Origin of the sequence: Enterobacter sp. 22466 (assembly GCF_052044775.1) — a bacterium.
GTDB classification, from domain to species: domain Bacteria; phylum Pseudomonadota; class Gammaproteobacteria; order Enterobacterales; family Enterobacteriaceae; genus Enterobacter; species Enterobacter dissolvens.
In genome coordinates this window covers 1,102,908-1,125,259 of sequence record NZ_JBQENX010000001.1, presented here as the reverse complement: position 1 = coordinate 1,125,259, position 22,352 = coordinate 1,102,908, and the positions used below count along the sequence as shown (strand labels likewise).

The 22,352-nt window shown below is 58.5% G+C and carries 22 protein-coding genes; 13 read left to right on the top strand and 9 right to left on the bottom strand.

Annotated features, from left to right (window positions below; genetic code table 11):
- Nucleotides 1-217 precede the first annotated feature (217 nt).
- From ppsR to ACTJJI_RS05455, 8 genes are all read left to right on the top strand, one after another.
- Nucleotides 218-1,051 carry a posphoenolpyruvate synthetase regulatory kinase/phosphorylase PpsR gene (gene ppsR / locus ACTJJI_RS05490; protein ID WP_014831569.1) on the top strand — a complete coding sequence of 278 codons (834 nt, stop codon included), beginning with the start codon at nucleotides 218-220 and terminating at the stop codon, nucleotides 1,049-1,051.
- 152 nt (nucleotides 1,052-1,203) lie between these two features.
- Nucleotides 1,204-2,250 carry a 3-deoxy-7-phosphoheptulonate synthase AroH gene (gene aroH, locus ACTJJI_RS05485; RefSeq protein WP_038980294.1) on the top strand — a complete coding sequence of 349 codons (1,047 nt, stop codon included), beginning with the start codon at nucleotides 1,204-1,206 and terminating at the stop codon, nucleotides 2,248-2,250.
- Nucleotides 2,251-2,447: 197 nt separating this feature from the next.
- Nucleotides 2,448-2,630: a hemin uptake protein HemP gene (hemP, locus tag ACTJJI_RS05480; RefSeq protein WP_014831567.1), complete on the top strand. Its 183-nt coding sequence runs from the start codon at nucleotides 2,448-2,450 to the stop codon at nucleotides 2,628-2,630.
- Between the two features lie 77 nt (nucleotides 2,631-2,707).
- A complete protein-coding gene (locus ACTJJI_RS05475; RefSeq protein WP_063412810.1) occupies nucleotides 2,708-4,693 on the top strand; it encodes a TonB-dependent hemoglobin/transferrin/lactoferrin family receptor in 1,986 nt (661 codons plus the stop codon).
- Nucleotides 4,694-4,738: 45 nt separating this feature from the next.
- A complete protein-coding gene (chuS, locus tag ACTJJI_RS05470) occupies nucleotides 4,739-5,767 on the top strand; it encodes a hematinate-forming heme oxygenase ChuS (RefSeq protein WP_118283678.1) in 1,029 nt (342 codons plus the stop codon).
- Complete coding sequence (locus ACTJJI_RS05465) at nucleotides 5,764-6,585, top strand: heme/hemin ABC transporter substrate-binding protein (RefSeq protein ID WP_221346156.1); 822 nt, start codon at nucleotides 5,764-5,766, stop codon at nucleotides 6,583-6,585. Before chuS ends, ACTJJI_RS05465 begins: the two co-directional genes overlap by 4 nt.
- On the top strand, nucleotides 6,585-7,577 hold the full coding sequence (locus tag ACTJJI_RS05460) for a FecCD family ABC transporter permease (RefSeq protein WP_047362152.1): 993 nt from the start codon (nucleotides 6,585-6,587) through the stop codon (nucleotides 7,575-7,577). The genes ACTJJI_RS05465 and ACTJJI_RS05460 overlap by 1 nt, the downstream gene beginning before the upstream one ends.
- A complete protein-coding gene (locus tag ACTJJI_RS05455; protein WP_440653344.1) occupies nucleotides 7,570-8,349 on the top strand; it encodes a heme ABC transporter ATP-binding protein in 780 nt (259 codons plus the stop codon). The genes ACTJJI_RS05460 and ACTJJI_RS05455 overlap by 8 nt, the downstream gene beginning before the upstream one ends.
- Here ACTJJI_RS05455 and ACTJJI_RS05450 read toward each other — a convergent pair.
- Complete coding sequence (locus tag ACTJJI_RS05450) at nucleotides 8,316-9,239, bottom strand: LysR family transcriptional regulator (RefSeq protein WP_058679433.1); 924 nt, start codon at nucleotides 9,237-9,239, stop codon at nucleotides 8,316-8,318. The genes ACTJJI_RS05455 and ACTJJI_RS05450 overlap by 34 nt on opposite strands.
- A 140-nt stretch (nucleotides 9,240-9,379) precedes the next feature.
- On the opposite strand from ACTJJI_RS05450, the gene ACTJJI_RS05445 reads away from it, so the two are divergent.
- Genes ACTJJI_RS05445 through ACTJJI_RS05425 form a run of 5 tightly spaced genes read left to right on the top strand, consistent with a single transcriptional unit; the run spans nucleotide 9,380 to nucleotide 14,153 of the window.
- Entirely contained in the window at nucleotides 9,380-10,087 is a 708-nt protein-coding gene (locus tag ACTJJI_RS05445; RefSeq protein WP_047023716.1) for a CoA transferase subunit A, read from the top strand.
- A gap of 2 nt (nucleotides 10,088-10,089) precedes the next feature.
- Nucleotides 10,090-10,746, top strand: coding sequence for a CoA transferase subunit B (locus ACTJJI_RS05440; protein ID WP_046887861.1), 657 nt, complete (start codon nucleotides 10,090-10,092; stop codon nucleotides 10,744-10,746).
- A 9-nt stretch (nucleotides 10,747-10,755) separates the two neighbouring features.
- Nucleotides 10,756-11,937 (top strand): acetyl-CoA C-acetyltransferase, encoded by a 1,182-nt coding sequence (locus tag ACTJJI_RS05435; RefSeq protein ID WP_431629512.1) that lies wholly within the window; start codon nucleotides 10,756-10,758, stop codon nucleotides 11,935-11,937.
- A gap of 43 nt (nucleotides 11,938-11,980) precedes the next feature.
- A complete protein-coding gene (locus ACTJJI_RS05430; RefSeq protein WP_013096992.1) occupies nucleotides 11,981-13,372 on the top strand; it encodes a GntP family permease in 1,392 nt (463 codons plus the stop codon).
- 10 nt (nucleotides 13,373-13,382) lie between these two features.
- Nucleotides 13,383-14,153 carry a 3-hydroxybutyrate dehydrogenase gene (locus tag ACTJJI_RS05425; RefSeq protein ID WP_440653340.1) on the top strand — a complete coding sequence of 257 codons (771 nt, stop codon included), beginning with the start codon at nucleotides 13,383-13,385 and terminating at the stop codon, nucleotides 14,151-14,153.
- Between the two features lie 39 nt (nucleotides 14,154-14,192).
- Here the strand turns inward: ACTJJI_RS05425 and selO are convergent, their stop codons facing one another.
- The 8 genes from selO to pheT form a co-directional block, all read right to left on the bottom strand.
- A complete protein-coding gene (selO, locus tag ACTJJI_RS05420; RefSeq protein WP_440653338.1) occupies nucleotides 14,193-15,635 on the bottom strand; it encodes a protein adenylyltransferase SelO in 1,443 nt (480 codons plus the stop codon).
- Between the two features lie 64 nt (nucleotides 15,636-15,699).
- A complete protein-coding gene (locus tag ACTJJI_RS05415) occupies nucleotides 15,700-16,410 on the bottom strand; it encodes an EAL domain-containing protein (protein WP_014831555.1) in 711 nt (236 codons plus the stop codon).
- A gap of 293 nt (nucleotides 16,411-16,703) precedes the next feature.
- Entirely contained in the window at nucleotides 16,704-17,168 is a 465-nt protein-coding gene (locus ACTJJI_RS05410; RefSeq protein ID WP_014831554.1) for a C40 family peptidase, read from the bottom strand.
- Between the two features lie 74 nt (nucleotides 17,169-17,242).
- On the bottom strand, nucleotides 17,243-17,998 hold the full coding sequence (btuD, locus tag ACTJJI_RS05405; protein ID WP_063412802.1) for a vitamin B12 ABC transporter ATP-binding protein BtuD: 756 nt from the start codon (nucleotides 17,996-17,998) through the stop codon (nucleotides 17,243-17,245).
- Nucleotides 17,998-18,549, bottom strand: a complete 552-nt coding sequence (locus ACTJJI_RS05400; protein ID WP_050859562.1) for a glutathione peroxidase — start codon at nucleotides 18,547-18,549, stop codon at nucleotides 17,998-18,000. The genes btuD and ACTJJI_RS05400 overlap by 1 nt, the downstream gene beginning before the upstream one ends.
- 22 nt (nucleotides 18,550-18,571) lie before the next feature.
- On the bottom strand, nucleotides 18,572-19,552 hold the full coding sequence (gene btuC, locus ACTJJI_RS05395; RefSeq protein ID WP_046887856.1) for a vitamin B12 ABC transporter permease BtuC: 981 nt from the start codon (nucleotides 19,550-19,552) through the stop codon (nucleotides 18,572-18,574).
- Between the two features lie 103 nt (nucleotides 19,553-19,655).
- Nucleotides 19,656-19,955 (bottom strand): integration host factor subunit alpha, encoded by a 300-nt coding sequence (gene ihfA / locus ACTJJI_RS05390; RefSeq protein ID WP_013097001.1) that lies wholly within the window; start codon nucleotides 19,953-19,955, stop codon nucleotides 19,656-19,658.
- Nucleotides 19,956-19,959: 4 nt separating this feature from the next.
- Nucleotides 19,960-22,347 (bottom strand): phenylalanine--tRNA ligase subunit beta, encoded by a 2,388-nt coding sequence (pheT, locus tag ACTJJI_RS05385; RefSeq protein WP_440653334.1) that lies wholly within the window; start codon nucleotides 22,345-22,347, stop codon nucleotides 19,960-19,962.
- Nucleotides 22,348-22,352: the final 5 nt, after the last annotated feature.

The following is a 22,352-nucleotide window of genomic DNA, read 5'->3' as shown; positions in this document are numbered from 1 at the left end:
CTTTTCGGATACTTTCCCACCATCCGATAACCCGATGATTCCTATATATTCAGCCAAAAACCACAAAAATGAAGTCGCTATTTGAAAAATGAAATCCACTTTTCAGGAAAATCAAAAACACCGTTCCATTTATAATTAGGACAAGTTCTTTGCTGTGCAATTAACTTTTTTAATTTATGCTTTCAGACAATTAGGTCCGATATTCAGGGTGGATAAAATGGATAATGCTGTCGATCGCCACGTTTTTTATATTTCTGATGGTACGGCGATTACCGCCGAGGTGCTGGGGCACGCGGTGATGTCGCAGTTCCCCGTTTCGATTAACAGCATCACGCTGCCGTTTGTGGAAAATGAGAGCCGCGCGCGGGCGGTCAAGGATCAGATTGACGCCATTTACCAGCAGACCGGCGTGCGCCCGCTGGTCTTCTACTCCATTGTGATCCCGGAAATTCGCAGCATCATTCTGCAGAGTGAAGGGTTTTGCCAGGATATCGTTCAGGCGCTGGTGGCCCCGCTGCAGAGCGAGCTGAAACTCGACCCGACCCCTATCGCGCACCGAACCCACGGGCTGAACCCCGGCAACCTGACCAAATACGATGCGCGTATCGCCGCCATTGACTACACCCTGGCGCACGACGACGGGATCTCGCTGCGTAACCTCGACCAGGCGCAGGTCATTTTGCTGGGCGTCTCGCGCTGCGGTAAAACCCCAACCAGCCTCTACCTGGCGATGCAGTTTGGTATTCGTGCCGCTAACTACCCGTTCATTGCCGATGATATGGATAATCTGGTGCTGCCTGCTGCCCTGAAGCCGCTGCAGCACAAGCTGTTCGGTCTGACCATCAATCCGGAACGGCTGGCGGCGATCCGCGAAGAGCGACGCGAGAACAGCCGCTACGCCTCCATGCGCCAGTGCCGAATGGAAGTCTCCGAAGTGGAAGCGTTGTACCGCAAAAACCAGATCCCATGGCTCAACAGCACCAACTATTCGGTCGAAGAGATCGCCACCAAAATTCTCGACATCATGGGTCTCAATCGCCGCATGTACTAATATGCTAGTACATTAGCTCAAATTCGGGTATCATCATCCACATCCTCGGGGCGGAGCCGCCCCGAACTTGAAATCAGCAGGGATTGGTTTAAGGTGATGCCCATCACTTCCCGGTAGTCTGCCGATGAAGCACAAAATTTCTGAGACATTCCATGAATAAAACCGACGAACTCCGCACAGCGCGCATTGACAGCCTGGTCACACCGGCTGAACTGGCACAGCGGCATCCTCTTTCCGCAGGCGTTGCGGAGCATGTTACGGCCTCGCGCCGACGTATAGAAAAAATCCTCAATGGTGAAGACAAACGTCTTCTGGTGGTGATTGGCCCGTGCTCGATCCATGATCTGGACGCGGCAATGGATTATGCAAAACGGCTACAGGGACTGCGGGAACAACACCAGCATCGCCTTGAGATCGTGATGCGGACCTACTTTGAAAAACCCCGTACCGTGGTGGGCTGGAAGGGATTAATTTCAGACCCCGATCTCAACGGCAGCTATCGCGTTAACCACGGGATTGAGCTGGCGCGTAAGCTGCTTCTGCAGGTGAACGAGCTGGGCGTTCCCACGGCAACCGAGTTCCTCGATATGGTGACCGGCCAGTTTATCGCCGATCTGATCAGCTGGGGCGCGATTGGCGCACGGACCACCGAAAGCCAGATCCACCGTGAAATGGCCTCTGCCCTCTCCTGCCCGGTCGGGTTTAAAAACGGAACCGACGGCAACACCCGGATTGCGGTCGATGCGATCCGCGCTGCGCGTGCCAGCCACATGTTCCTCTCGCCGGATAAGAGCGGCCAGATGACCATCTACCAGACCAGCGGTAACCCGTACGGGCATATCATTATGCGCGGCGGGAAGAAACCGAACTATCACGCCGGGGATATTGCCGCGGCCTGTGAAACGCTGGCCGAGTTCGATCTGCCGGAACATCTGGTGGTGGACTTCAGCCACGGTAACTGTCAGAAACAGCACCGTCGCCAGCTGGATGTCTGCGATGAGATCTGCCAGCAGATCCGCAGCGGTTCAAGCGCCATTGCGGGCATTATGGCCGAAAGCTTTATCCGCGAAGGCACGCAGAAAATCGTGTCGGGTCAGCCGCTGGTTTACGGCCAGTCGATCACCGACCCGTGCCTGAGCTGGGAAGACAGCGAACTGCTGCTGGAGAAGCTGGCGTCTGCGGTAGATTCGCGCTTCTGATGTTATTGTCGGGTGGCGCTGCGCTTACCCGACCTACGATACGTGCCGTTGTAGGCCTGGTAAGGCGTAGCCGCCACCGGGCGTTTCATTGCACAAATTTGATCCTCTCACCCTTTTTTCACAAAAACGCTTGCCGCGAATTTGTAGTTTATTGATAATGATTATCATTGTTACATTGATTGTTATTTATAAACATTATGTCACGTACGGATAACACTGCGGCAACGCCGCCAAAAACAGACACAGCACCCGCCCCCGCCGGGCGTCGCATTGACAGCAAAACCCTGCTGGGCGATGAGGGACGGGTCATTATCGAGCATGACGGTCAGTACTACCTGTTGCGTCAGACCCATGCCGGAAAATTGATCCTCACAAAATAAACAACACAAAAACTCCGCCAGCCACCCAGGTGACCCCCCAGGCAGCCAGCGCTTTCAATTCTTAATGGAGAGTTGCTATGCCACACCTGCCTTCCGCGCCTTTACGTCCGTCACTGCTGGCGCTGGCGATTGTCAGCACCCTGCCGGGCGTCGCGTTTGCTACCACAGATGAAATGACCGTGACCGCCACGGGTAACGCCCGTAGCGCCTTCGAAGCGCCCATGATGGTGAGCGTGATTGACGCCAGCACACCGGATAAACAGACCGCCAGCTCGGCGGCCGACCTGCTGCGTAACGTCCCCGGCCTGACGCTCGATGGCACCGGACGCACCAACGGCCAGGACGTTAACCTGCGCGGTTATGACCGTCGCGGCGTGCTGGTGCTGGTTGACGGCGTGCGCCAGGGCACCGACACCGGCCACCTGAACAGCACCTTCCTCGATCCAGCGCTGATTAAACGTATCGAAGTGGTGCGCGGTCCGTCGGCCCTGCTGTACGGCAGCGGTGCGCTGGGCGGTGTGATTGCCTATGACACCGTCGATGCCAAAGATCTGCTGGAGCCGGGTAAAAACAGCGGCTACCGGGTGTTCGCTACCGGTGCGACGGGCGATCACAGCATCGGCATGGGGGCCAGCGCCTATGGCCGCACCGATACCCTGGACGGGCTGGTCTCCTGGTCGAGCCGGGATCGCGGCGATCTGCGCCAGAGTGACGGCACAACCGCCCCGAACGACGAATCCATTCAGAACATGCTGGCGAAGGGCAGCTGGAAAATCGACGCGGCCCAGAGCCTGAGCGGCTCCCTGCGCTATTACAATAACGCCGCACAGGAGCCGAAAAACCCGCAAACCAGTGCAGCAGACAGCAGCAGTAACCCGCTGACCGACCGCTCCACCATCCAGCGTGACGCACAACTCGGCTATCACCTTGCTCCACAGGGTAACGACTGGCTGAACGCCGACGCGAAAATCTACTGGTCCGAAGCGCGCATCAACGCCCAGAATATCGACGGCAGCGGTGAGTTTCGTAAACAGACCACCAAAGGTGGCAAAGTGGAGAACCGCACCCGTCTGTTCAGCGATTCCTTTGCGTCACATCTGCTGACCTACGGCGGTGAGTATTATCGTCAGGAGCAACGCCCGGGCGGCGCAACGACGGGCTTCCCGCAGGCGCAAATCGATTTCAGCTCCGGCTGGCTGCAGGATGAAATCACCCTGCGTGACCTGCCCGTTACCCTTCTGGGCGGCACACGCTATGATAACTACCGCGGCAGCAGCGACGGCTACAAGGATGTGGATGCCGATAAGTGGTCCTCCCGCGCCGGGTTAACCGTCAGCCCGACCGACTGGCTGATGCTGTTCGGCTCTTACGCGCAGGCGTTTCGTGCACCGACCATGGGCGAAATGTACAACGACGCCAAACACTTCTCCATCGGCCGCTTCTATACCAACTACTGGGTGCCAAACCCGAATCTGCGCCCGGAAACCAACGAAACGCAGGAGTATGGTTTTGGTCTGCGCTTTGATGATCTGATGCTGGCCAACGATGCGCTGGAGTTTAAAGCCAGCTATTTCGATACCAACGCCAAAGACTACATCTCCACCACCGTCAATTTTGCGGCGGCGACCACCATGTCATATAACGTCCCGAACGCCAAAATCTGGGGCTGGGACGTGATGGCGAAATACTCCGCCGACCTGTTCAACCTCGACCTCGCCTATAACCGCACGCGCGGAAAAGATACCGACACGGGCGAGTACATCTCCAGCATCAACCCGGATACCGTCACCAGTAAGCTGGATGTTCCGCTGGCACAAAGCGGCTTCTCCGTCGGCTGGATCGGCACCTTTGTCGATCGCTCAACGCACATCAGCAGCAGCTACAGCGAGCAGCCCGGCTATGCGGTCAACGATTTCTACGTGAGCTACACCGGCCAAGCGCAGCTTAAAGGCGTCACCACGACGCTGGTGCTGGGCAACGCCTTCGACAAAGAATACTGGTCGCCACAGGGCATTCCGCAGGATGGCCGAAACGGGAAGATTTTCGTCAGTTATCAGTGGTAATCCCCGCCCCGGCTGGCCGGGGCAATGCTTTGAGAGGAAAAGACAATGAATCACTACACACGCTGGCTTGAGCTAAAAGAAGACAATCCGGGTAAGTACGCGCGCGACATCGCAGGTTTAATGAACATCAGCGAAGCCGAGCTGACCTTCGCCCGTGTGGGTCATGACGCCTGGCGCCTGCGCGGTGACGTCCGCGAGATCCTGGCCGCGCTGGAAGCGGTGGGCGAAACCAAATGCATCTGCCGCAACGACTACGCCGTTCACGAGCAGGTCGGCGCCTTTACCCATCAACACCTGAGCGGCCACGCCGGGCTGATCCTCAACCCGCGCGCGCTGGATCTGCGCCTGTTCCTTAACCAGTGGGCGAGCGTATTTCACATCAGCGAGGCCACCGCCCGTGGCGAGCGACAGAGCATTCAGTTCTTCGACCACCAGGGCGACGCCCTGCTGAAGGTTTACGCCACGGATAACACCGACCTCACCGCCTGGGGCGACCTGCTCACCCGCTTTATCTTTGCCGGGAATCCGCCACTGGCGTTGAAAACGGCCGATGTCCCGGCTCACGCTGAAAACCCGGACGCCTCGCTCGTGGACACTGAGTGGCGCGCCATGACCGACGTGCATCAGTTCTTCAGCCTGCTCAAGCGCCATAACCTCAGCCGGCAGCAGGCGTTTCGCCTGGTGGGTGACGATCTGGCCTGCAGGGTCGACAACACCGCGCTGACCCAGCTGCTGGAGACGGCGCGCCAGGACGGGAACGAAATCATGATTTTCGTCGGCAATCGCGGCTGCGTGCAGATCTTCACCGGCGTGGTGGAAAAGCTGATGCCCATGAAGGGCTGGCTGAACATCTTCAACCCGGCCTTCACCCTGCATCTGCTGGAAGGCGCCATCGCCGAATCCTGGGTCACGCGCAAACCGACGGCTGACGGACATGTCACCAGCCTGGAGCTGTTTGCCGCCGACGGCACGCAGATTGCCCAGCTGTACGGCCAGCGGAGCGAAGGCGAACCCGAGCAGAGCCAGTGGCGCAGCCAGATCGACGCCTTAACGGCAAAAGGGCTGGCCGCATGAAAAAATGGCTTGCCCTGATCAGCGCCCTGCCGCTGCTGGCATTTGCTGCGCCGCAGGCGAAAATCGTCGCGCTCGGCGGCGACGTTACCGAGATTGTCTATGCACTCGGCGCGGCGTCTTCGCTGGTGGCACGCGACAGCACCAGCCAGTGGCCACAGGCGGCGAACGCGCTGCCGGACGTGGGCTATTTGCGCCAGCTGAATGCCGAAGGCATTTTGTCCATGCGCCCCACGCTGGTGCTGGCCAGTGCGCAGGCACAGCCGTCTCTGGCGTTAAAACAGGTAGCGCAGAGCCACGTCAGGGTGATCACCGTTCCGGCAGGCAATGATCTGAGCGTTATCGATGAAAAGGTTCGGGTTATCGCTGAAGCGACACACCGCGAGGCCGAAGGGAAAACCCTGCGCAACACGCTGCGTCAGGCGCTGTCGGCGCTTCCTGCGTCACCGCTCAATAAACGGGTGCTGTTTATTCTCAACCACGGCGGGATGACCGCGATGGCCGCCGGGCAACAAACCGCGGCGGATGCTGCGATCCGTGCGGCGGGACTGCAGAATGCGATGCAGGGTTTCACCCGCTATCAGCCGCTGTCTCAGGAAGGGGTTATCGCCAGTCAGCCCGATCTGGTGGTGATTTCGCAGGATGGCGTTAACGCTCTGGGCGGGGCGGATGCGGTGTGGCAACTCCCCGGTCTGGCGCAAACCCCTGCGGGACGTCACCGGCAGATGCTAGCCATCGACGATATGGCGCTGCTGGGCTTTAGCGTGCGAACGCCACAGGCGCTCCAGCAGTTACGCCGTAAAGCGGAGCAACTGCCCTGATGTCCCGACGCGCCGTACTGGCATTGTGGTTGCTGGCCGCGCTGCTGGCCGTCATGACGCTGGCGGCCAGCGGTGTGGGCGCGTTGCGCCTGCCGGTCAGCCTGCTGTGGACCGGCAGCGACGACGCGCTGCGTCAGATCTGGCTGACAATCCGCCTGCCCCGCGTGCTGCTGGCGCTGGCAATCGGCGGTTCGCTGGCGCTGGCGGGCTGCGTGATGCAGGGACTGTTTCGTAACCCGCTGGCCGACCCGGGCCTGCTGGGGATCAGCAGCGGTGCAGCACTCGCCGTCGCGCTGTGGGTAGTTATTCCGCTCGCGCTACCCGCGCTGGTGATGCTGTACGCCCCGATGCTGGCGGCGTTTCTCGGCGCGCTGGCCGCGACTTTCGTCATTTTCCTGCTTAGCCGGCAACGTGACAGTTCCCTGTCGCGACTGCTGCTGGTGGGGATTGCCATCAATGCCCTGTGCGGGGCGGCCGTCGGCGTGCTGTCATGGCTCAGCAATGATGCCCAGCTTCGCCAGCTCTCACTCTGGGGCATGGGCAGCCTCGGCCAGGCCCAGTGGTCAACGCTGCTGGCCGTCTGCTCGCTGATGGTTCCCACCGTGCTGGTTATCTGGCGCCTGGCTGGCGCGCTTAATTTGCTGCAGCTTGGCGAAGAAGAGGCGCATTACCTCGGGGTGGAAGTGGCCGTTGTGCAGCGGCTCCTGCTGCTGTGCAGCGCCCTGCTGGTGGCCGCCGCGGTGGCCGTCAGCGGCGTTATCGGTTTTGTTGGCCTTGTGGTGCCACACCTGGTGCGCATGTGGCTGGGAGCCGACCACCGGGCAGTGATCCCCGGCTCGGTGCTGGCCGGTGCGTTACTGTTGCTGGCGGCCGATACGCTGGCGCGTACCCTGGTCGCCCCGGCGGAAATGCCGGTCGGTTTATTGACCAGTCTTCTCGGTGCGCCGTGGTTCCTGTGGCTTATCTTTCGTCGCGGAGGTGCGCATGGCTGAACGCTATTGTGCGGAAAATATTGTCTTTCACGCCGGGCAACGGACGCTGATCGACGACGTGTCGCTGACCCTCTCTCAGGGCGAACTGGTGGCGCTGATAGGCCCCAACGGTGCCGGGAAATCGACCTTGTTACGCCTGCTTACCGGCTATCTCAAACCCGCAAGTGGACAGTGCAGTCTGGCGGGAACGCCGCTTGCGGCCTGGCCGCCGGACAGACTCTCCCGCTACCGGGCAGTGATGCGCCAGAGTACGCAGCTCGGATTCGACTGGCCGGTGGAGGCGGTGATCGGGATGGGGCGTGCGCCGTGGACGCGTCGCCCTGAGGCGTCAGTAATTGAGGAAGTGATGGCCATCTCCGGCTGTTTACCGCTGGCGGGCAGGCAGTTTGCGGCGCTCTCCGGCGGGGAGCAGCAACGCGTTCAACTCGCCCGCGCGCTGGCACAGCTCTGGTGCGACGGTGCGCCGCGCGGCTGGCTGTTTCTGGATGAACCCACGTCCGCGCTGGATCTTTACCACCAGCAGCATCTGCTGCGTCTGCTCTCTTCCCTGGCCCGTCGGGGGCATTTGCATGTCTGTGTGGTGCTGCACGATCTCAATCTGGCGGCGCTGTGGGCAGATCGGATCCTGCTGTTACATAACGGCAAAATGGTCGCTCAGGGGGCCCCGGAGGCGGTTCTGCAGGCCGATACGCTGACGCGCTGGTACGGCGCGCAGGTGCACGTTGGCCGACACCCGGCTCATGCCGCGCCGCAGGTGTTTCTCGCCCCCTGACCGGGCTGATAAAAATCTTTCAGGGTTTCCAGCAGGGCATGCGCCGCTTTTGAGAGCTGCGTGTGCCCCGGATGGATCACCCCGATACACTTTTCTATCGGCGGGCTGTCCAGCGGAATACAGACCGCACCCAGCGATGTCATCTGCGCCTCGCACAGCGCCGGTACGGCACTGCCGCCCAGCCCGCTGGCGACCATCCTCCCTACCGTCACCAGCTGATGGCTCTCCAGCGCCACCTCCAGCTTGCGGCCGCTACGGGCCAGCTCCTCTTCCATCATCAGGCGCACCGCCGAGGGGCGCTGCAGGGTAATGAAATCCAGCGTCAGCAGTTCATTCCAGGAGAGGCGTTTTTTCATCGCAAGGGGGGATGCTTTCGGCACAATGGCGACAAACCGGTCGAGGCCCAGCGGCGTAAACAGCAGGTTATGCGTCGGCGCCGGTTCAAAGGCGATCCCCATCTCGACCCGCCCTTCCCGCACCATCTCAATCACCTGTTCGTTGATGACATCATGCACGGTGACGTTGATCCCGGCATGGCGATCGCGAAACGCTTTCAGCACCTCCGGCAGGACGTTAGCCGCAAACGACGGCATGGCCGCGACCGAGATTTTGCCGCGCTGCAGCGTAAAGCACTGGTGCATTGCCTCTTCCACGTTATCCCAGTCAGCCAGCAGCTGCCGCGCCATCGGTAAAAAGGTTTCGCCCTCCTGCGTCAGGGTGACCTTACGCGTGCTTCGCTGCAGCAGCGGGCCTCCCAGCGCATCCTCCAGCCCTTTAATCGTCAGGCTGAGGGCAGGCTGAGAAAGATTTAGCCGTTCGCTGGCGTGCGCAAAATTGAGAGTGTGAGCTACCGCTAAAAACGCGCGTAACTGTTTGACACTCATTCTCATTTTTCATCCTGTTAACTAATTGAAAAAATTTAGTTAACAGGAAATTAATAAAAAAACCAAATGAGTGGGTCACAAATTCAAAATTAACAAAAGAGTCGTCGCCCCCAATGATACCGCCACGGACAACAGGAGGGATGGTTATGGCAGGACTGGATAAGCGTGTCGGCAGCTATGCGCAGGCGCTGGAGGGGCTGACGGACGGGATGACATTGCTGGCGGGCGGCTTTGGCCTGTGCGGTATTCCTGAAAATCTGATTGCGGAAGTCAAACGCCGTCAGGTGCAGGGCCTGACGGTGGTCTCGAACAACTGCGGCGTGGATGGTTTCGGGCTCGGGCTGCTGCTGGAGACGCGCCAGGTGCGGAAGGTGGTGGCGTCTTACGTCGGCGAGAACGCGCTGTTCGAACAGCAGGTGCTGAGCGGAGAGCTGGAGATTGAGCTGACGCCCCAGGGCACGCTGGCCGAAAAGGTGCGCGCGGGCGGGGCCGGTATTCCGGCATTTTACACGGCCACCGGCTATGGCACGCCCGTGGCCGCAGGGAAAGAGGTGCGTCAGTTTGCCGGTAAGCACTACATCCTTGAAGAGGCCATCACCGGCGATTTTGCGCTTATCAAGGGCTGGAAAGCGGACTGGTACGGCAACGTCATCTACCGCCACACCGCGCAGAATTTCAACCCGCTGATGGCCACCGCAGGACGGATAACCGTGGTGGAGGTGGAAGAGATTGTCCCGCCGGGTGAGCTGCCGCCATCCGCGATCCACACTCCGGGAATTTACGTCGACAGGCTGATTGTCGGCCAGTTTGAGAAACGCATTGAACAGCGCACGCTGCGCGCAGAGGGAGTCTGACCATGTTAACCCGCGAACAGATGGCCATGCGCGTTGCCCGCGAGCTGCGCGACGGTTACTACGTCAACCTGGGGATCGGTATCCCGACGCTGGTGGCGAACTACATCCCGGCCGGCATGGACGTGATGCTCCAGTCAGAAAACGGACTGCTGGGGATGGGGGAATTTCCCGATGCGCAGAGTCTTGATGCCGACATGATCAACGCCGGTAAGCAGACCGTTACCGCGCGAACCGGTGCCGCCATTTTCGACTCGGCCCAGTCGTTCGCCATGATCCGGGGCGGTCACGTCGACCTCACGGTGCTGGGGGCGTTTGAGGTGGACGTCGAAGGCAACATCGCCTCGTGGATGATCCCCGGAAAGATGGTGAAAGGCATGGGCGGCGCCATGGATCTCGTCGCCGGGGCGCAGAACATCATCGTCGTGATGACTCATGCTTCGAAAAGCGGTGAGTCAAAACTGCTGTCGCGCTGCACGCTGCCGCTCACCGGGGTGGGCTGCATTCGCCGGGTGTTAACCGACCTGGCACTGCTGGAAATTAAAGACGGTGCGTTCATTCTGCGGGAATACGCCCCCGGCGTCAGCATTGACGACATCGTCAACAAAACCGCCGGGAAAATCATTGTGGCGGACGACGTTCGCGAAATGCGCTTTAGCTGAGGACTCAACATGAAAAACGTCATGATAGTCGGGGCAACGCGAACGCCGATTGGCAGTTTTCGCGGTTTGCTCTCTCCCCTTTCCGCCGTTGAACTTGGTGCTGTCGCGGTGCGCCGCCTGCTTGAGGAGAGCTCGCTTTCGGCAGGTGACACAGACGAACTGATTTTTGGGCAGGTGCTGACGGCAGGCTGCGGACAAAACCCGGCGCGTCAGACGGCTATCGCCGCCGGGCTGCCCGTCAGTACCCCCGCCACCACGGTCAATCTGGTCTGCGGCGCGGGGCTGAAGGCGGTACAGCTTGCGGCACAGGCTATCCGCTGTGGCGACGCAGAGGTGGTGATCGCGGGCGGTCAGGAGAGCATGAGCAATGCCCCTTACCTGCTGGACGGCGCCCGTTCCGGGCTGCGTTTTGGCCACACGGGCCTGCAGGACAGCATGATCGTCGACGGCCTGTGGGATGCGTTTAACGATTACCACATGGGGATCACCGCGGAAAACGTCGCCCGGCAGTACGGCATTTCACGCGAGCAGCAGGATGCCTTCGCCGCCGGGTCACAGCAAAAGGCGGCGTCTGCCATCGAATCTGCTCGCTTTGAGGCCGAGATTGCCCCGGTAACGGTAAAACAGGGCAAGAAGCCGCCATTGGTGATTCGTCATGACGAACAACCCCGGCCAGGAACCACCGCAGAGCAGCTTGCGCAACTGCGCCCCGCGTTTCGCCAGGAGGACGGCACGGTCACGGCGGGGAATGCCTCCACCCTGAACGATGGCGCCGCCGCGGTGTTGCTGATGAGCGAAGAAAAAGCGCGGGCGAGCGGACTACCGGTGCTGGGCCGGATCGTGAGCTACGCCGTTACCGGGGTCGACCCGTCCGTAATGGGCATCGGCCCCGTCAGCGCCTGCCAGACCGCGCTGGCGCGGGCAGGCTGGACGCTGGATGAGGTGGATCTCATCGAAGCCAACGAAGCTTTTGCCGCGCAGGCGCTGGCGGTTGGCAGCCTGCTTGGCTGGGATGCGCGCAAAGTCAACGTCAACGGTGGCGCTATCGCCCTGGGCCATCCGATTGGCGCGTCCGGCTGTCGGATCCTTGTGACGCTGCTGCATGAGATGCAGCGCCGTGACGCCAAAAAAGGGCTCGTCACCCTGTGCGTAGGCGGCGGGCAAGGCATTGCGCTGACCGTCGAGCGTTAAACCTCTCGTGAGTACCCGAATATAACAACAGTAAGGAGTCGCAATGAGTGTGTTAATTGCCCTGGCGGCGCTGGCGCTGCTGATGCTGGCGGCCTATCGCGGATATAGCGTTATTCTGTTTGCGCCCATTGCGGCGCTGGGTGCCGTGCTGTTGACCGACCCGGGCGCTGTCGGCCCGACGTTTACCGGCCTGTTCATGGAAAAGATGGTGGGCTTCGTCAAGCTCTACTTCCCGGTGTTCCTGCTGGGCGCCGTGTTTGGCAAGCTGATTGAACTCTCCGGCTTCTCACGCTCCATTGTCGCCGCAGCGATTCAGATCCTTGGCCGCCGCCACGCCATCCCGGTGATTGTGCTGGTCTGCGCGCTGTTAACCTACGGCGGCGTGTCGCTCTTCGTGGTGGCGTTTGCCGTTTATCCGTTCGCCGCCGAACTGTTTCGCCAGAGCGGGATCCCCAAACGGCTGATCCCGGCGACCGTGGCGCTGGGGGCGTTCTCGTTCACCATGGATGCCCTGCCCGGCACGCCGCAGATCCAGAATATTATCCCCACCAGCTTTTTCGGTACAAACGCCTGGGCTGCCCCCTGGCTGGGGCTGATTGGTTCGCTGTTTATTATCTGCTTTGGCCTGCTCTGGCTGGAGCGTCAGCGGCGGAAAGCGCTGAATAACAACGAAGGTTACGGCACGGATCTGAAAAACGAACCGGAAACACCGGACAACATTAACCTTCCCCATCCGCTGATTGCGATCTCCCCTCTGCTGGTGGTGGGGATCCTCAACCTGCTGTTTACCCGCTGGATCCCCGGCTGGTATGGCACCAGCCACGAGCTGACTCTGCCCGGGCTGGCAAAGCCGATTGTGACCGAGGTCAGCAAGATCACCGCCATCTGGGCCGTGGAAGCCGCGCTGATTTCCGGTATCGTGCTGGTGCTGATCTTTGGCTTTCGCAATATCCGTGGGCGTCTGGCGGAAGGTAGCCGGACGGCAGTGAGCGGCGCGATCCTGGCGGCGATGAATACCGCCTCGGAATATGGTTTTGGTGCCGTTATCGCCGCCCTGCCCGGCTTTCTGGTCTTATCCCACGCGCTGGCGGCCATTCCGAACCCGTTACTGAATGAAGCGATCAGCGTGACCGTTCTCGCCGGGATCACCGGTTCGGCTTCAGGTGGGATGAGCATTGCGCTGGCGGCCATGGCAGACAGCTTTGTCGCTGCCGCCCACGCCGCGAATATTCCGCTGGAGGTCCTGCACCGGGTGGCTTCTATGGCCAGCGGTGGTATGGATACGCTCCCCCATAACGGCGCGGTGATCACCCTGCTGGCCATCACCGGTCTTAGCCATCGTCAGGCCTACGGCGGTATTTTCGCCATCACGATCATTAAAAGTCTGGCGGTGCTTTTTGTCATTGCCGTGTTCTATCTCACCGGCATTGTGTAAGGAGAATCAAATGAATCTGAACGGTAAAACGGCGCTGGTCACTGGCTCGACCAGCGGCATTGGTCTGGGCATCGCCCGCGTACTGGCGAAGGCCGGGGCGCAGCTGATCCTCAACGGCTTTGGCGACAGTGACGCAGCAAGAGAAGAGATTACCCGGCTGGGGAAAACGCCGGGCTATCACGATGCGGATCTGCGTGACGTCCTGCAAATCGAAGCCATGATGCGCTACGCCGACACGCAATTCGGCGGGGTGGATATTCTTGTCAATAATGCCGGGATACAGCATGTCGCCCCGGTTGAGGCGTTCCCGGTGGAGAAATGGAACGACATTATTGCCATTAACCTGTCATCGGTGTTTCACACCAGCCGACTGGCGCTGCCTGCAATGCGGGAGAAAAACTGGGGACGCATCATTAATATCGCCTCCGTGCATGGGCTGGTGGCATCAAAAGAGAAGTCTGCCTATGTCGCCGCCAAGCACGGGGTGGTCGGTTTTACAAAATCCCTGGCGCTGGAGACTGCCCGCACCGGTATTACCGCTAACGCCATCTGCCCGGGATGGGTGCTTACGCCGCTGGTTCAGCAGCAGATCGACAAACGTATCGCGGAAGGTGTGCCTGCGGATCGGGCACGCGAGCAGTTGCTTGCGGAGAAACAGCCCTCAGGAGAATTTGTTACGCCGGAACAGCTGGGTGAACTGGCGCTGTTTTTGTGCAGCGACAGCGCCGTGCACGTGCAGGGCGCGACGTGGAATATGGACGGCGGGTGGGTCGCCCAGTGACGTATCGGCCGGGCAAGCCTGTGCTTCCCGGCCAAAACATTAGCTTGAGCAGCTGACTTCCAGCCGTTTGCCCCAGTCTGGCGGACGGCTGACATAGTCATCATCCCGGTCGGCAAACGGCGTGCGCAATGCCACGTGCAGACGGTGCAACTCGTCATACTCACCTCGTTCAGCCTGTTCAATCGCCCGCTGCGCCAGCCAGTTGCGCAAGACCATCGCCGGGTTCGCCGCGTTCATGTGCGTCTGCCGGGCCGCATCATCTACCTGCTCTTGCTGCAGGCGCGCCCGGTAGGTGGCAAACCAGTCGTCAAACCCCTGCCGGTCGATAAATTCGTCGCGCAACGGCGAGGCGGCGCTGTGCTGCTCCGTCTGACCGAGCATACGGAAGGTACGGGTATAATCGCTGCCCTCACGCGCCATAAGCGCAAACAAACCATTCAGAATAGCGTTATCGCCTTTCTCCTGCGTCATCAGCCCCAGCTTGTTGCGCATCAGCGCGCCGTATTCGCGCAGCAATGTCTCCTGATAGCCGTCGAGCGCATCATTCAGGGCATCAACGTCGATAAACGGCGACAGAGATTGCGCCAGACGCTGCAGATTCCACAGCCCCACAGCCGGCTGATTGTCAAAGCTGTAGCGTCCCTGATAGTCCGAGTGGTTGCAGATATACCCCGGCTGGTAGTCATCCAGAAAACCAAACGGACCGTAATCAAAGGTCAGCCCCAGAATCGACATGTTATCGGTGTTCATCACACCATGGGCAAACCCAACGGTTTGCCAGCGGGCAATCATTGTGGCCGTTCGGGCAACAATATCCCGGAACCAGAGGTGATATTTATCGGCCTCGTCCTGTAATTGTGGCCAGTGCCGTCGGATCGCGTAATCCGCCAGCTGGCGCACTTTCTCCGGCTCGCGACGATAATAAAAGTGTTCAAAATGGCCGAAACGCAGATGGCTTTGTGCAATGCGCATCAGCATTGCCCCTTTCTCTACGGTTTCGCGGACCACCGGGGTGTCACTGGTCACGATCGACAGCGCGCGCGTGGTGGGGATCCCCAGCGCATGCATTGCTTCCGACGCCAGACTTTCGCGGATGGTTGAACGCAGCACCGCACGCCCGTCACCCATGCGTGAATAGGGCGTGAGGCCCGCCCCTTTCAGGTGCCAGTCCATCGTCTCTCCGCCGGGGAGTTGTTGTTCCCCGAGCAGGATCCCGCGGCCGTCCCCCAGTTGTCCTGCCCAGACGCCAAACTGGTGTCCGCTATACACCTGAGCGAGAGGCTGCATGCCGGCCAGAAGCGTTTCCCCTCCCCAGACGCCCGCGCCGTCTGAGGGCTGGAACATCTCCGGCGGGATAGCCAGGTCTTCTGCCAGCGAATCGTTATGCCAGACAAGACGGGAATGTTGTAATGGTGTTGGTTTGAGTGCGGTATAAAAGCCCGGCAACTCATCATGCCAGTGCGCAGTAAAAGACAGGGTCATAAGTCCTCCTGCTTTTAGTGTAGAGGGTTTACCCGGACTTAAACACGGGCGAAAGAAAGGGTTATCACTGAACCAGCGTGGTGACGCGCCCGGCAGAGACGGCAGGCCACAGCGCCCCCTGCATGGCACCAAAGTTGAAGGATAAGACGCGTTGCAACAGGCTATGATCGTCGATACCGGCGACCAGCACTGACTGACAGTGAGGCGTTATTTGCCACAGGATTGCGCGCATAAATGGCTCAAAAGAAAGCGCAGAAGCGTGCTGCTGGATAAACCCTTTGTCCAGAATGACACGTTTAAACAAACCATCATAAACGGCTTTAAGCGATGCTTCACCGGCACCAAAGTTTGCCAGCACCAACGGAAAATGAATCGCCATTCTCGCCAGTTCCAGATCGTCTTTCCCGTTATTTAAACCTGGATAATTCTCATTAACAGTAAACTCAAGAAACGGATAACGCTCAAGTATTGAAACAGCGTTCCCTTTAGTTAATAAAAACTCAACTATTACAGGTGTAATATTGATCCATGCAATTAACTGATGCTGAATAAAAAACAGTTTGCAGGTATCAAGCAATTGCAGTTTTTCGTGAAACAGCGCTAACTCTTCTGCCGCTGTCAGACGCGGGATAACGAGTTCAGTGGGGATCCGTACATCGCTGCCGACGCCAGTAAAGTTAACCACTACCTCTAAACCTTTAAGCTCACCTGCGTTATTGCGGGCAGGCTGGAGCAACAGTTCAGACTGGTAAGCATTATCTAGCGTAATAATCATTGCACTCGCCCCGCATTAAAGATGAGAGAGGACATCCTGGAGCAATTGCTGACACAATTCCACTGTCTTGATTTTAATAAGTTTAATTTCATTAGATCCGTATTAATTTTCAGATTTATCCCTGAATCTAAAATAATCTTATCCTGGTTACTGAGTAATAGCCAGTTTTAGATAAAACAGACACATAAGGACATAAGTAATTTGTCGTAAATTTAACTTTAATCATCTTATTTGCAAAAAAACGGCATGGTGTAATAGTGCCATGCCGTCAGAAATGCGATGTCGGTGGCTGACTAAATACGTCGTGCCTGCCAGAAATTTTTACGCCAGTAAACATTATCGAGGGAAGAACGCATCACCCCGCGACTGGTCGACGCATGAATAAACTGGTTATCAGTATCATAAATGCCTACATGCAGACCACTTTCACCCGAACCGGTTTTGAAAAAAACCAGGTCGCCAGGTAACAACTCATCTTTATCAATTTCGGTACCGATTTCAGCCTGTTTGCGCGTTTCGCGCGGAAGCTGTAAATCGAACTTATCGCGAAACGTCATCAGCACGAAGCCGGAGCAATCCACCCCACCGCGACTCATGCCACCGTAGCGATAAGGTGTCCCGCGCCAGTTGCTCAGCTGATCGTTCAGGCTGGCAATCACGGTGATTGAATCTGAAAGTCGTGGGTTAGGCGGCGGTGCGCGATGGCTACTGCATCCCGCAAGAAATAACACTGCCACCAGGAGAAACCAGAATCGCATGTCCAGACGAATCCTCTGCTTTTTTTATTCTTTTCGTAATTTAGCGTGCAATGGCGCTAACAGGCAAGAAACGGTTACTCCTGCGCGGTAGAAATCAGCATCTTATGTCCTTCGATATCCAGCCTGCGGAACGGCATATTGTAGGCACGAGCAAGATTTGGCGGCGTAAGGACGCTATCGCGCGTGCCGCTGGCGATCAGCCTCCCGCGCGCCAGAAGCCATACGCTGTGCGCATGGCGCAGCGTATGGTTCAGGTCATGGCTGCTCATCACCACGGCAATGCCTTGTCGACACAGCGCGCTGAGCAGCGTGTCCAGCGCGGCCTGTTGCGCCACGTCCAGACCGCTCATCGGCTCATCCAGCAGCAACAGCCGCCCATGAGGATTGCCAGCCGGGTGGATCTGAAGAATCACCGCCGCCAGACGGACGCGCTGCCACTCGCCACCGGAAAGCTGGCTGGCATGTCGGGAAAGTTTGTCCTCTAACCCCAACGCTGCCGCCACCTCCCTGAGCAGCGTCGTCTGCTGTTTATCGTGCAGATGCAACATCAGGTAGTGCCAGACCGGCATCGCAAACGGCGGGAGCTGCTGCTGAACGAGGTAGCTTCGCCGATGCGCCAGCGAGACCGCCGACCAGTCGCTCAGAGGATTGTCGAGCAACGTAATCGAGCCTGGCCCGAAGGTCAGCCCCGCCATGCGTGCCAGCAACGTACTTTTCCCTGCCCCGTTCGGCCCCACCAGATGCAGGATTTCACCTGCACGGATGGCCGCCGTCACCGGCTCCAGACGCCCCGTCTCGGCAACGTCCGTGAGCTGCATCAGCAATGTCATTATTTCGCCAGCGCCAGCTTAATTGACTCCATCACGATAGGATCTTCAGGCGTCATATCCGGAGAAAAACGCTGAACAACCTGGCCGTCACGACCAATCAGGAATTTTTCGAAATTCCACAGAATGTCGTCCGGATAGAGCGGCGCGCGCCCTTTGCTGGCCATACGCTCGTAGAAGCCGCTGCCTTCCGGTGCCACGGCGGTCGGCGCGGCGGCCACCAGTTTGGCATACAGCGGATGACGATTTTCGCCATTCACATCAATTTTGCTGAACATCGGGAACGTCACACCATAGGTGGTGCTGCAAAACGTTTTGATCTCCTCTTCGCTGCCCGGCTCCTGACCCAGGAACTGATTGCACGGGAAGCCCAGCACGGTGAAGCCGTCTTTTTCCCAGGCTTTCTGAATGTTCTCCAGCTGCTCGTACTGCGGCGTCAGACCACATTTGGAGGCCACGTTCACGATGAGCAACACGTTGCCTTTGTAGTGCTCCAGGGTGGTTTTGTCCCCGTCAATGGTGGTCACTTCGGTATTCAGAATATCAGACTGCATAGCATTTCCTCAGGTTGTCGATTTAACGTCCAGCTTTTAATAGTAGCCAGATAAACACCGGCGCGCCCAGCGTGGCGGTCACCACGCCGATGGGCAACTCAGCGGCGGTCAGGGCAAGCCTGGCGATGATATCCGCCACCAGCAGCGTTGCCGCCCCGGCCACCGCCGAGGCGGGAAGTAAGGTCCGATGGTCGGTGATGCCACACAGACGCAGCATGTGCGGGATAATCAGCCCGATAAAGCCAATCGCCCCCGCCAGCGCCACGCTTACGCCGACCAGCCAGCCGATGGCCATCACCAGCGCATTACGCCAGACGCCAATTGGCATACCGAGCTGGCGGGCTGAAGTTTCACCGAGCGCAAGGATATTCAGCGGCTGCGACTGCACGCTGGCCCACAGAATGACCGGGATCAGCAGTACCATCAGCCATCCCTGTTGCCAGTCTACGCCACCAAATCCGCCCATCATCCAGTACATCAGCTGTCGCAGATCAAACGAGGTGGAGAAGTAGACCGCCCAGGTCATCAACGCACTGCAGATGATCCCCAGCGCAACACCGGCCAGCAGCAGCCGGCTGGTTGATAAATGGCGGCGCGCGAAGCGCAGGAGAATGAGGGTGATCAGCAATGCGCCAACGATGGCGCTAAGGCTGACTCCCCAGGCCGAAAGCGCCCCACCGCCGAGCATCACCGCGGCAATCAACCCCACGCCGGCACCATTTGACACGCCGAGCAGCCCAGGCTCCGCCAGGGGATTTTCAAATAACGCCTGCATAATGGTGCCCGAGAGCGCCAGTGCGGCGCCGACAAGGATCACCGCCAGCGTGCGCGGCAGACGAATTTGCCAGACGAAAAGCTGTCCGTCAGGACCCAACCAGCGTTCCGGGCCCAGCCACTGGTCACCGGCGCAGAGGCTGAAACCGGCGGCAACAAAAAGCAGCAGCACCAGCAAAAGCAGGCGGCGTCGATCGGAACGCTGTTGGCGATGGGCAAAATCAAGCATGAGTACGGTTTTATTAGCGTGAGATGTAATTGATTTTACGGCGGGTTTGCCAGCGAGAGCAAAGAAAAAAGGCCGCGAGAGCGGCCTTTTTAGTTAGTTCATATTACTCTGTTTTGGGCGTTGCGTTTTCGACACGGCTTTTTAACTTCTGTCCGGGTCTGAAGGTCACCACGCGGCGGGCTGTAATGGGAATATCTTCCCCCGTCTTCGGGTTACGGCCCGGACGTTGGTTTTTGTCTCGCAAATCAAAATTGCCAAAGCCGGAGAGTTTTACCTGCTCACCATTTTCCAGAGCACGACGGATCTCTTCGAAAAACAGCTCTACCAGCTCTTTGGCATCCCGTTTGCTAAGCCCAAGCTTATCAAACAGATATTCTGACATTTCAGCTTTTGTAAGCGCCATAGGTTCAATCCCTCAATGATGCCTGGAATCGCTCTTTTAATGCCTCTACACATTTGGCGACGGTAGCGGCAATCTCCTCTTCTTCGAGTGTACGGCTGGTATCCTGAAGGATAAGGCTGATAGCGAGGCTCTTGAAACCTTCTGCTACGCCCTTGCCGCGGTACACGTCAAATAAGTTTACGCCAACTACCTGATTTACGCCAACTTTCTTACACTCGGCCAAAATATCTGCTGCAGGCACGTTTTCAGCGACCACAACCGCGATATCACGGCGGTTTGCCGGGAAGCGAGAGACGTCCTGCGCCTGTGGAATCACGCGGTCTGCAACCGGGCTCCATTCCAGCTCGAACACGATGGTACGGCCGTTCAGGTCCAGTTTACGTTCCAGCTCAGGATGAACAACACCAATAAAACCAATGCGTTTGCCCGCTAAATAGATAGCCGCACTTTGGCCCGGATGGAGCGCTGGAATCGCTTCTGCACGGAATTCAATTTCAGATAATTTACCGGTCAGATCGAGAATCGCTTCCAGATCGCCCTTCATATCGTAGAAATCAACCGTGCCTTTTGCCAGGTCCCAGTGCTCTTCATAGCGATTACCGCTGATGGCACCAGCCAGCATGAGATCCTGACGGATGCCTAAATTTGCCTGATTATCCGGCACAAAGCGCAAACCGCTTTCGAAAATTCGCACACGGTTTTGCTGGCGATTCTGGTTATAAACGATGGTACCCAGCAGGCCCGTCCACAGTGACAGACGCATTGCCGACATTTCGCTGGAGATCGGGCTTGGCAGGATCAGCGCGTCCTGGCCTGGATGGATCAGCTGCTGCAGCTTAGGATCGACAAAGCTGTAGGTGATCACTTCCTGGTAGCCTTTATCGTTCAGCATGGTTTTCACACGCTTCAGGGAGAGATCGGCTTCACGGTGGGAGCCCATCACCAGACCTGCCTGTACCGGCTCGTCAGGGATATTGTTGTAGCCGTAAACGCGGGCCACTTCTTCCACCAGGTCTTCTTCAATCTCCATGTCAAAACGCCATGATGGCGCAACGGCTTTCCACTCATCCTGCCCTTCCGTCACGTCGCAACCCAGACGCTTCAGAATGTCGGTCACCTGTGCCTCGGCAACGTGGTGGCCAATCAGGCGATCCAGCTTGCTGCGACGCAGGGTAATGGTTGCACGCTTCGGCAGCGTGGCTTCGTTGGTCACATCAATAACCGGACCCACTTCGCCGCCGCAGATGTCGATCAGCAGACGGGTCGCACGTTCCATCGCTTTGTACTGCAGCGCCGGGTCAACGCCGCGCTCGTAGCGGTGAGAGGCATCGGTGTGCAGACCATGACGACGTGCGCGACCGGTAATAGAGAGCGGGCTGAAGAAGGCACATTCCAGCAGAACGTTTTGCGTTTCATCGTTCACGCCAGAGTGTTCGCCACCGAAGATCCCGCCCATCGCCAGCGCCTTACCGTGATCGGCAATCACCAGCGTGTCGGCATTCAGTTTTGCTTCGCTGCCGTCCAGCAGAACCAGGGTTTCACCCTCTTTTGCCATACGCACGACGATCCCGCCGTCGATACGATCTTTATCGAACGCGTGCATTGGCTGGCCCAGTTCCAGCAGAACATAGTTCGTCACGTCAACAACCGCATCGATAGAACGGATACCGCAGCGACGCAGTTTTTCTTTCATCCACAGCGGGGTTGGCGCTTTGACGTTGATACCTTTCACCACACGACCGAGGTAGCGTGGGCAGGCCTCAGGCGCATCTACCTGAATAGGCAGCACGTCGCTGATGGTGGCAGCAACCGGCGCAATCTCCGGCGCGTTCAGTTCGGTCTGGTTCAGCACCGCAACATCGCGGGCCACGCCGATAATGCCTAAGCAGTCCGCACGGTTTGGCGTCACGCTGATTTCGATGGTGTTGTCATCGAGTTTCAGGTATTCGCGAATATCAGTACCGATTGGCGCATCCAGCGGCAGTTCAATAATGCCGTTGTGATCGTCGGAAATACCCAGCTCGGAGAACGAGCACAGCATGCCTTCAGACGGTTCGCCGCGCAGTTTGGCCGCTTTAATTTTGAAATCGCCCGGCAGCACGGCGCCGACAGTCGCCACAGCCACTTTCAGGCCCTGACGGCAGTTTGGCGCGCCGCAGACGATATCCAGCAGACGATCGCCACCCACATTGACTTTGGTGACGCGCAGTTTGTCAGCGTTAGGGTGCTGACCGCATTCAACCACTTCGCCCACGACCACGCCGGTGAAGGCGCCAGAAACCGGCTCTACACCGTCAACTTCCAGACCCGCCATGGTGATCTGGTTGGAAAGCGCTTCGCTGTCCAGCGTGGTGTTCACCCATTCGCGTAACCACAGTTCACTGAATTTCATTGTTC

Coding starts and splice junctions, on each gene's coding strand:
- ACTJJI_RS05440 (WP_046887861.1), top strand. CDS start 10,090: ATGTTAACCCGCGAACAGATGGCCATGCGCGTTGCCCGCGAGCTGCGC.
- ACTJJI_RS05430 (WP_013096992.1), top strand. CDS start 11,981: ATGAGTGTGTTAATTGCCCTGGCGGCGCTGGCGCTGCTGATGCTGGCG.
- ACTJJI_RS05475 (WP_063412810.1), top strand. CDS start 2,708: ATGCCACACCTGCCTTCCGCGCCTTTACGTCCGTCACTGCTGGCGCTG.
- ACTJJI_RS05400 (WP_050859562.1), bottom strand. CDS start 18,549: ATGCAGTCTGATATTCTGAATACCGAAGTGACCACCATTGACGGGGAC.
- ACTJJI_RS05425 (WP_440653340.1), top strand. CDS start 13,383: ATGAATCTGAACGGTAAAACGGCGCTGGTCACTGGCTCGACCAGCGGC.
- ppsR (WP_014831569.1), top strand. CDS start 218: ATGGATAATGCTGTCGATCGCCACGTTTTTTATATTTCTGATGGTACG.
- ACTJJI_RS05460 (WP_047362152.1), top strand. CDS start 6,585: ATGTCCCGACGCGCCGTACTGGCATTGTGGTTGCTGGCCGCGCTGCTG.
- hemP (WP_014831567.1), top strand. CDS start 2,448: ATGTCACGTACGGATAACACTGCGGCAACGCCGCCAAAAACAGACACA.
- ACTJJI_RS05415 (WP_014831555.1), bottom strand. CDS start 16,410: ATGATTATTACGCTAGATAATGCTTACCAGTCTGAACTGTTGCTCCAG.
- selO (WP_440653338.1), bottom strand. CDS start 15,635: ATGACCCTGTCTTTTACTGCGCACTGGCATGATGAGTTGCCGGGCTTT.
- ACTJJI_RS05435 (WP_431629512.1), top strand. CDS start 10,756: ATGAAAAACGTCATGATAGTCGGGGCAACGCGAACGCCGATTGGCAGT.
- chuS (WP_118283678.1), top strand. CDS start 4,739: ATGAATCACTACACACGCTGGCTTGAGCTAAAAGAAGACAATCCGGGT.
- ACTJJI_RS05410 (WP_014831554.1), bottom strand. CDS start 17,168: ATGCGATTCTGGTTTCTCCTGGTGGCAGTGTTATTTCTTGCGGGATGC.
- ACTJJI_RS05450 (WP_058679433.1), bottom strand. CDS start 9,239: ATGAGAATGAGTGTCAAACAGTTACGCGCGTTTTTAGCGGTAGCTCAC.
- ACTJJI_RS05455 (WP_440653344.1), top strand. CDS start 7,570: ATGGCTGAACGCTATTGTGCGGAAAATATTGTCTTTCACGCCGGGCAA.
- ACTJJI_RS05465 (WP_221346156.1), top strand. CDS start 5,764: ATGAAAAAATGGCTTGCCCTGATCAGCGCCCTGCCGCTGCTGGCATTT.
- pheT (WP_440653334.1), bottom strand. CDS start 22,347: ATGAAATTCAGTGAACTGTGGTTACGCGAATGGGTGAACACCACGCTG.
- aroH (WP_038980294.1), top strand. CDS start 1,204: ATGAATAAAACCGACGAACTCCGCACAGCGCGCATTGACAGCCTGGTC.
- btuD (WP_063412802.1), bottom strand. CDS start 17,998: ATGACATTGCTGATGCAGCTCACGGACGTTGCCGAGACGGGGCGTCTG.
- btuC (WP_046887856.1), bottom strand. CDS start 19,552: ATGCTTGATTTTGCCCATCGCCAACAGCGTTCCGATCGACGCCGCCTG.
- ACTJJI_RS05445 (WP_047023716.1), top strand. CDS start 9,380: ATGGCAGGACTGGATAAGCGTGTCGGCAGCTATGCGCAGGCGCTGGAG.
- ihfA (WP_013097001.1), bottom strand. CDS start 19,955: ATGGCGCTTACAAAAGCTGAAATGTCAGAATATCTGTTTGATAAGCTT.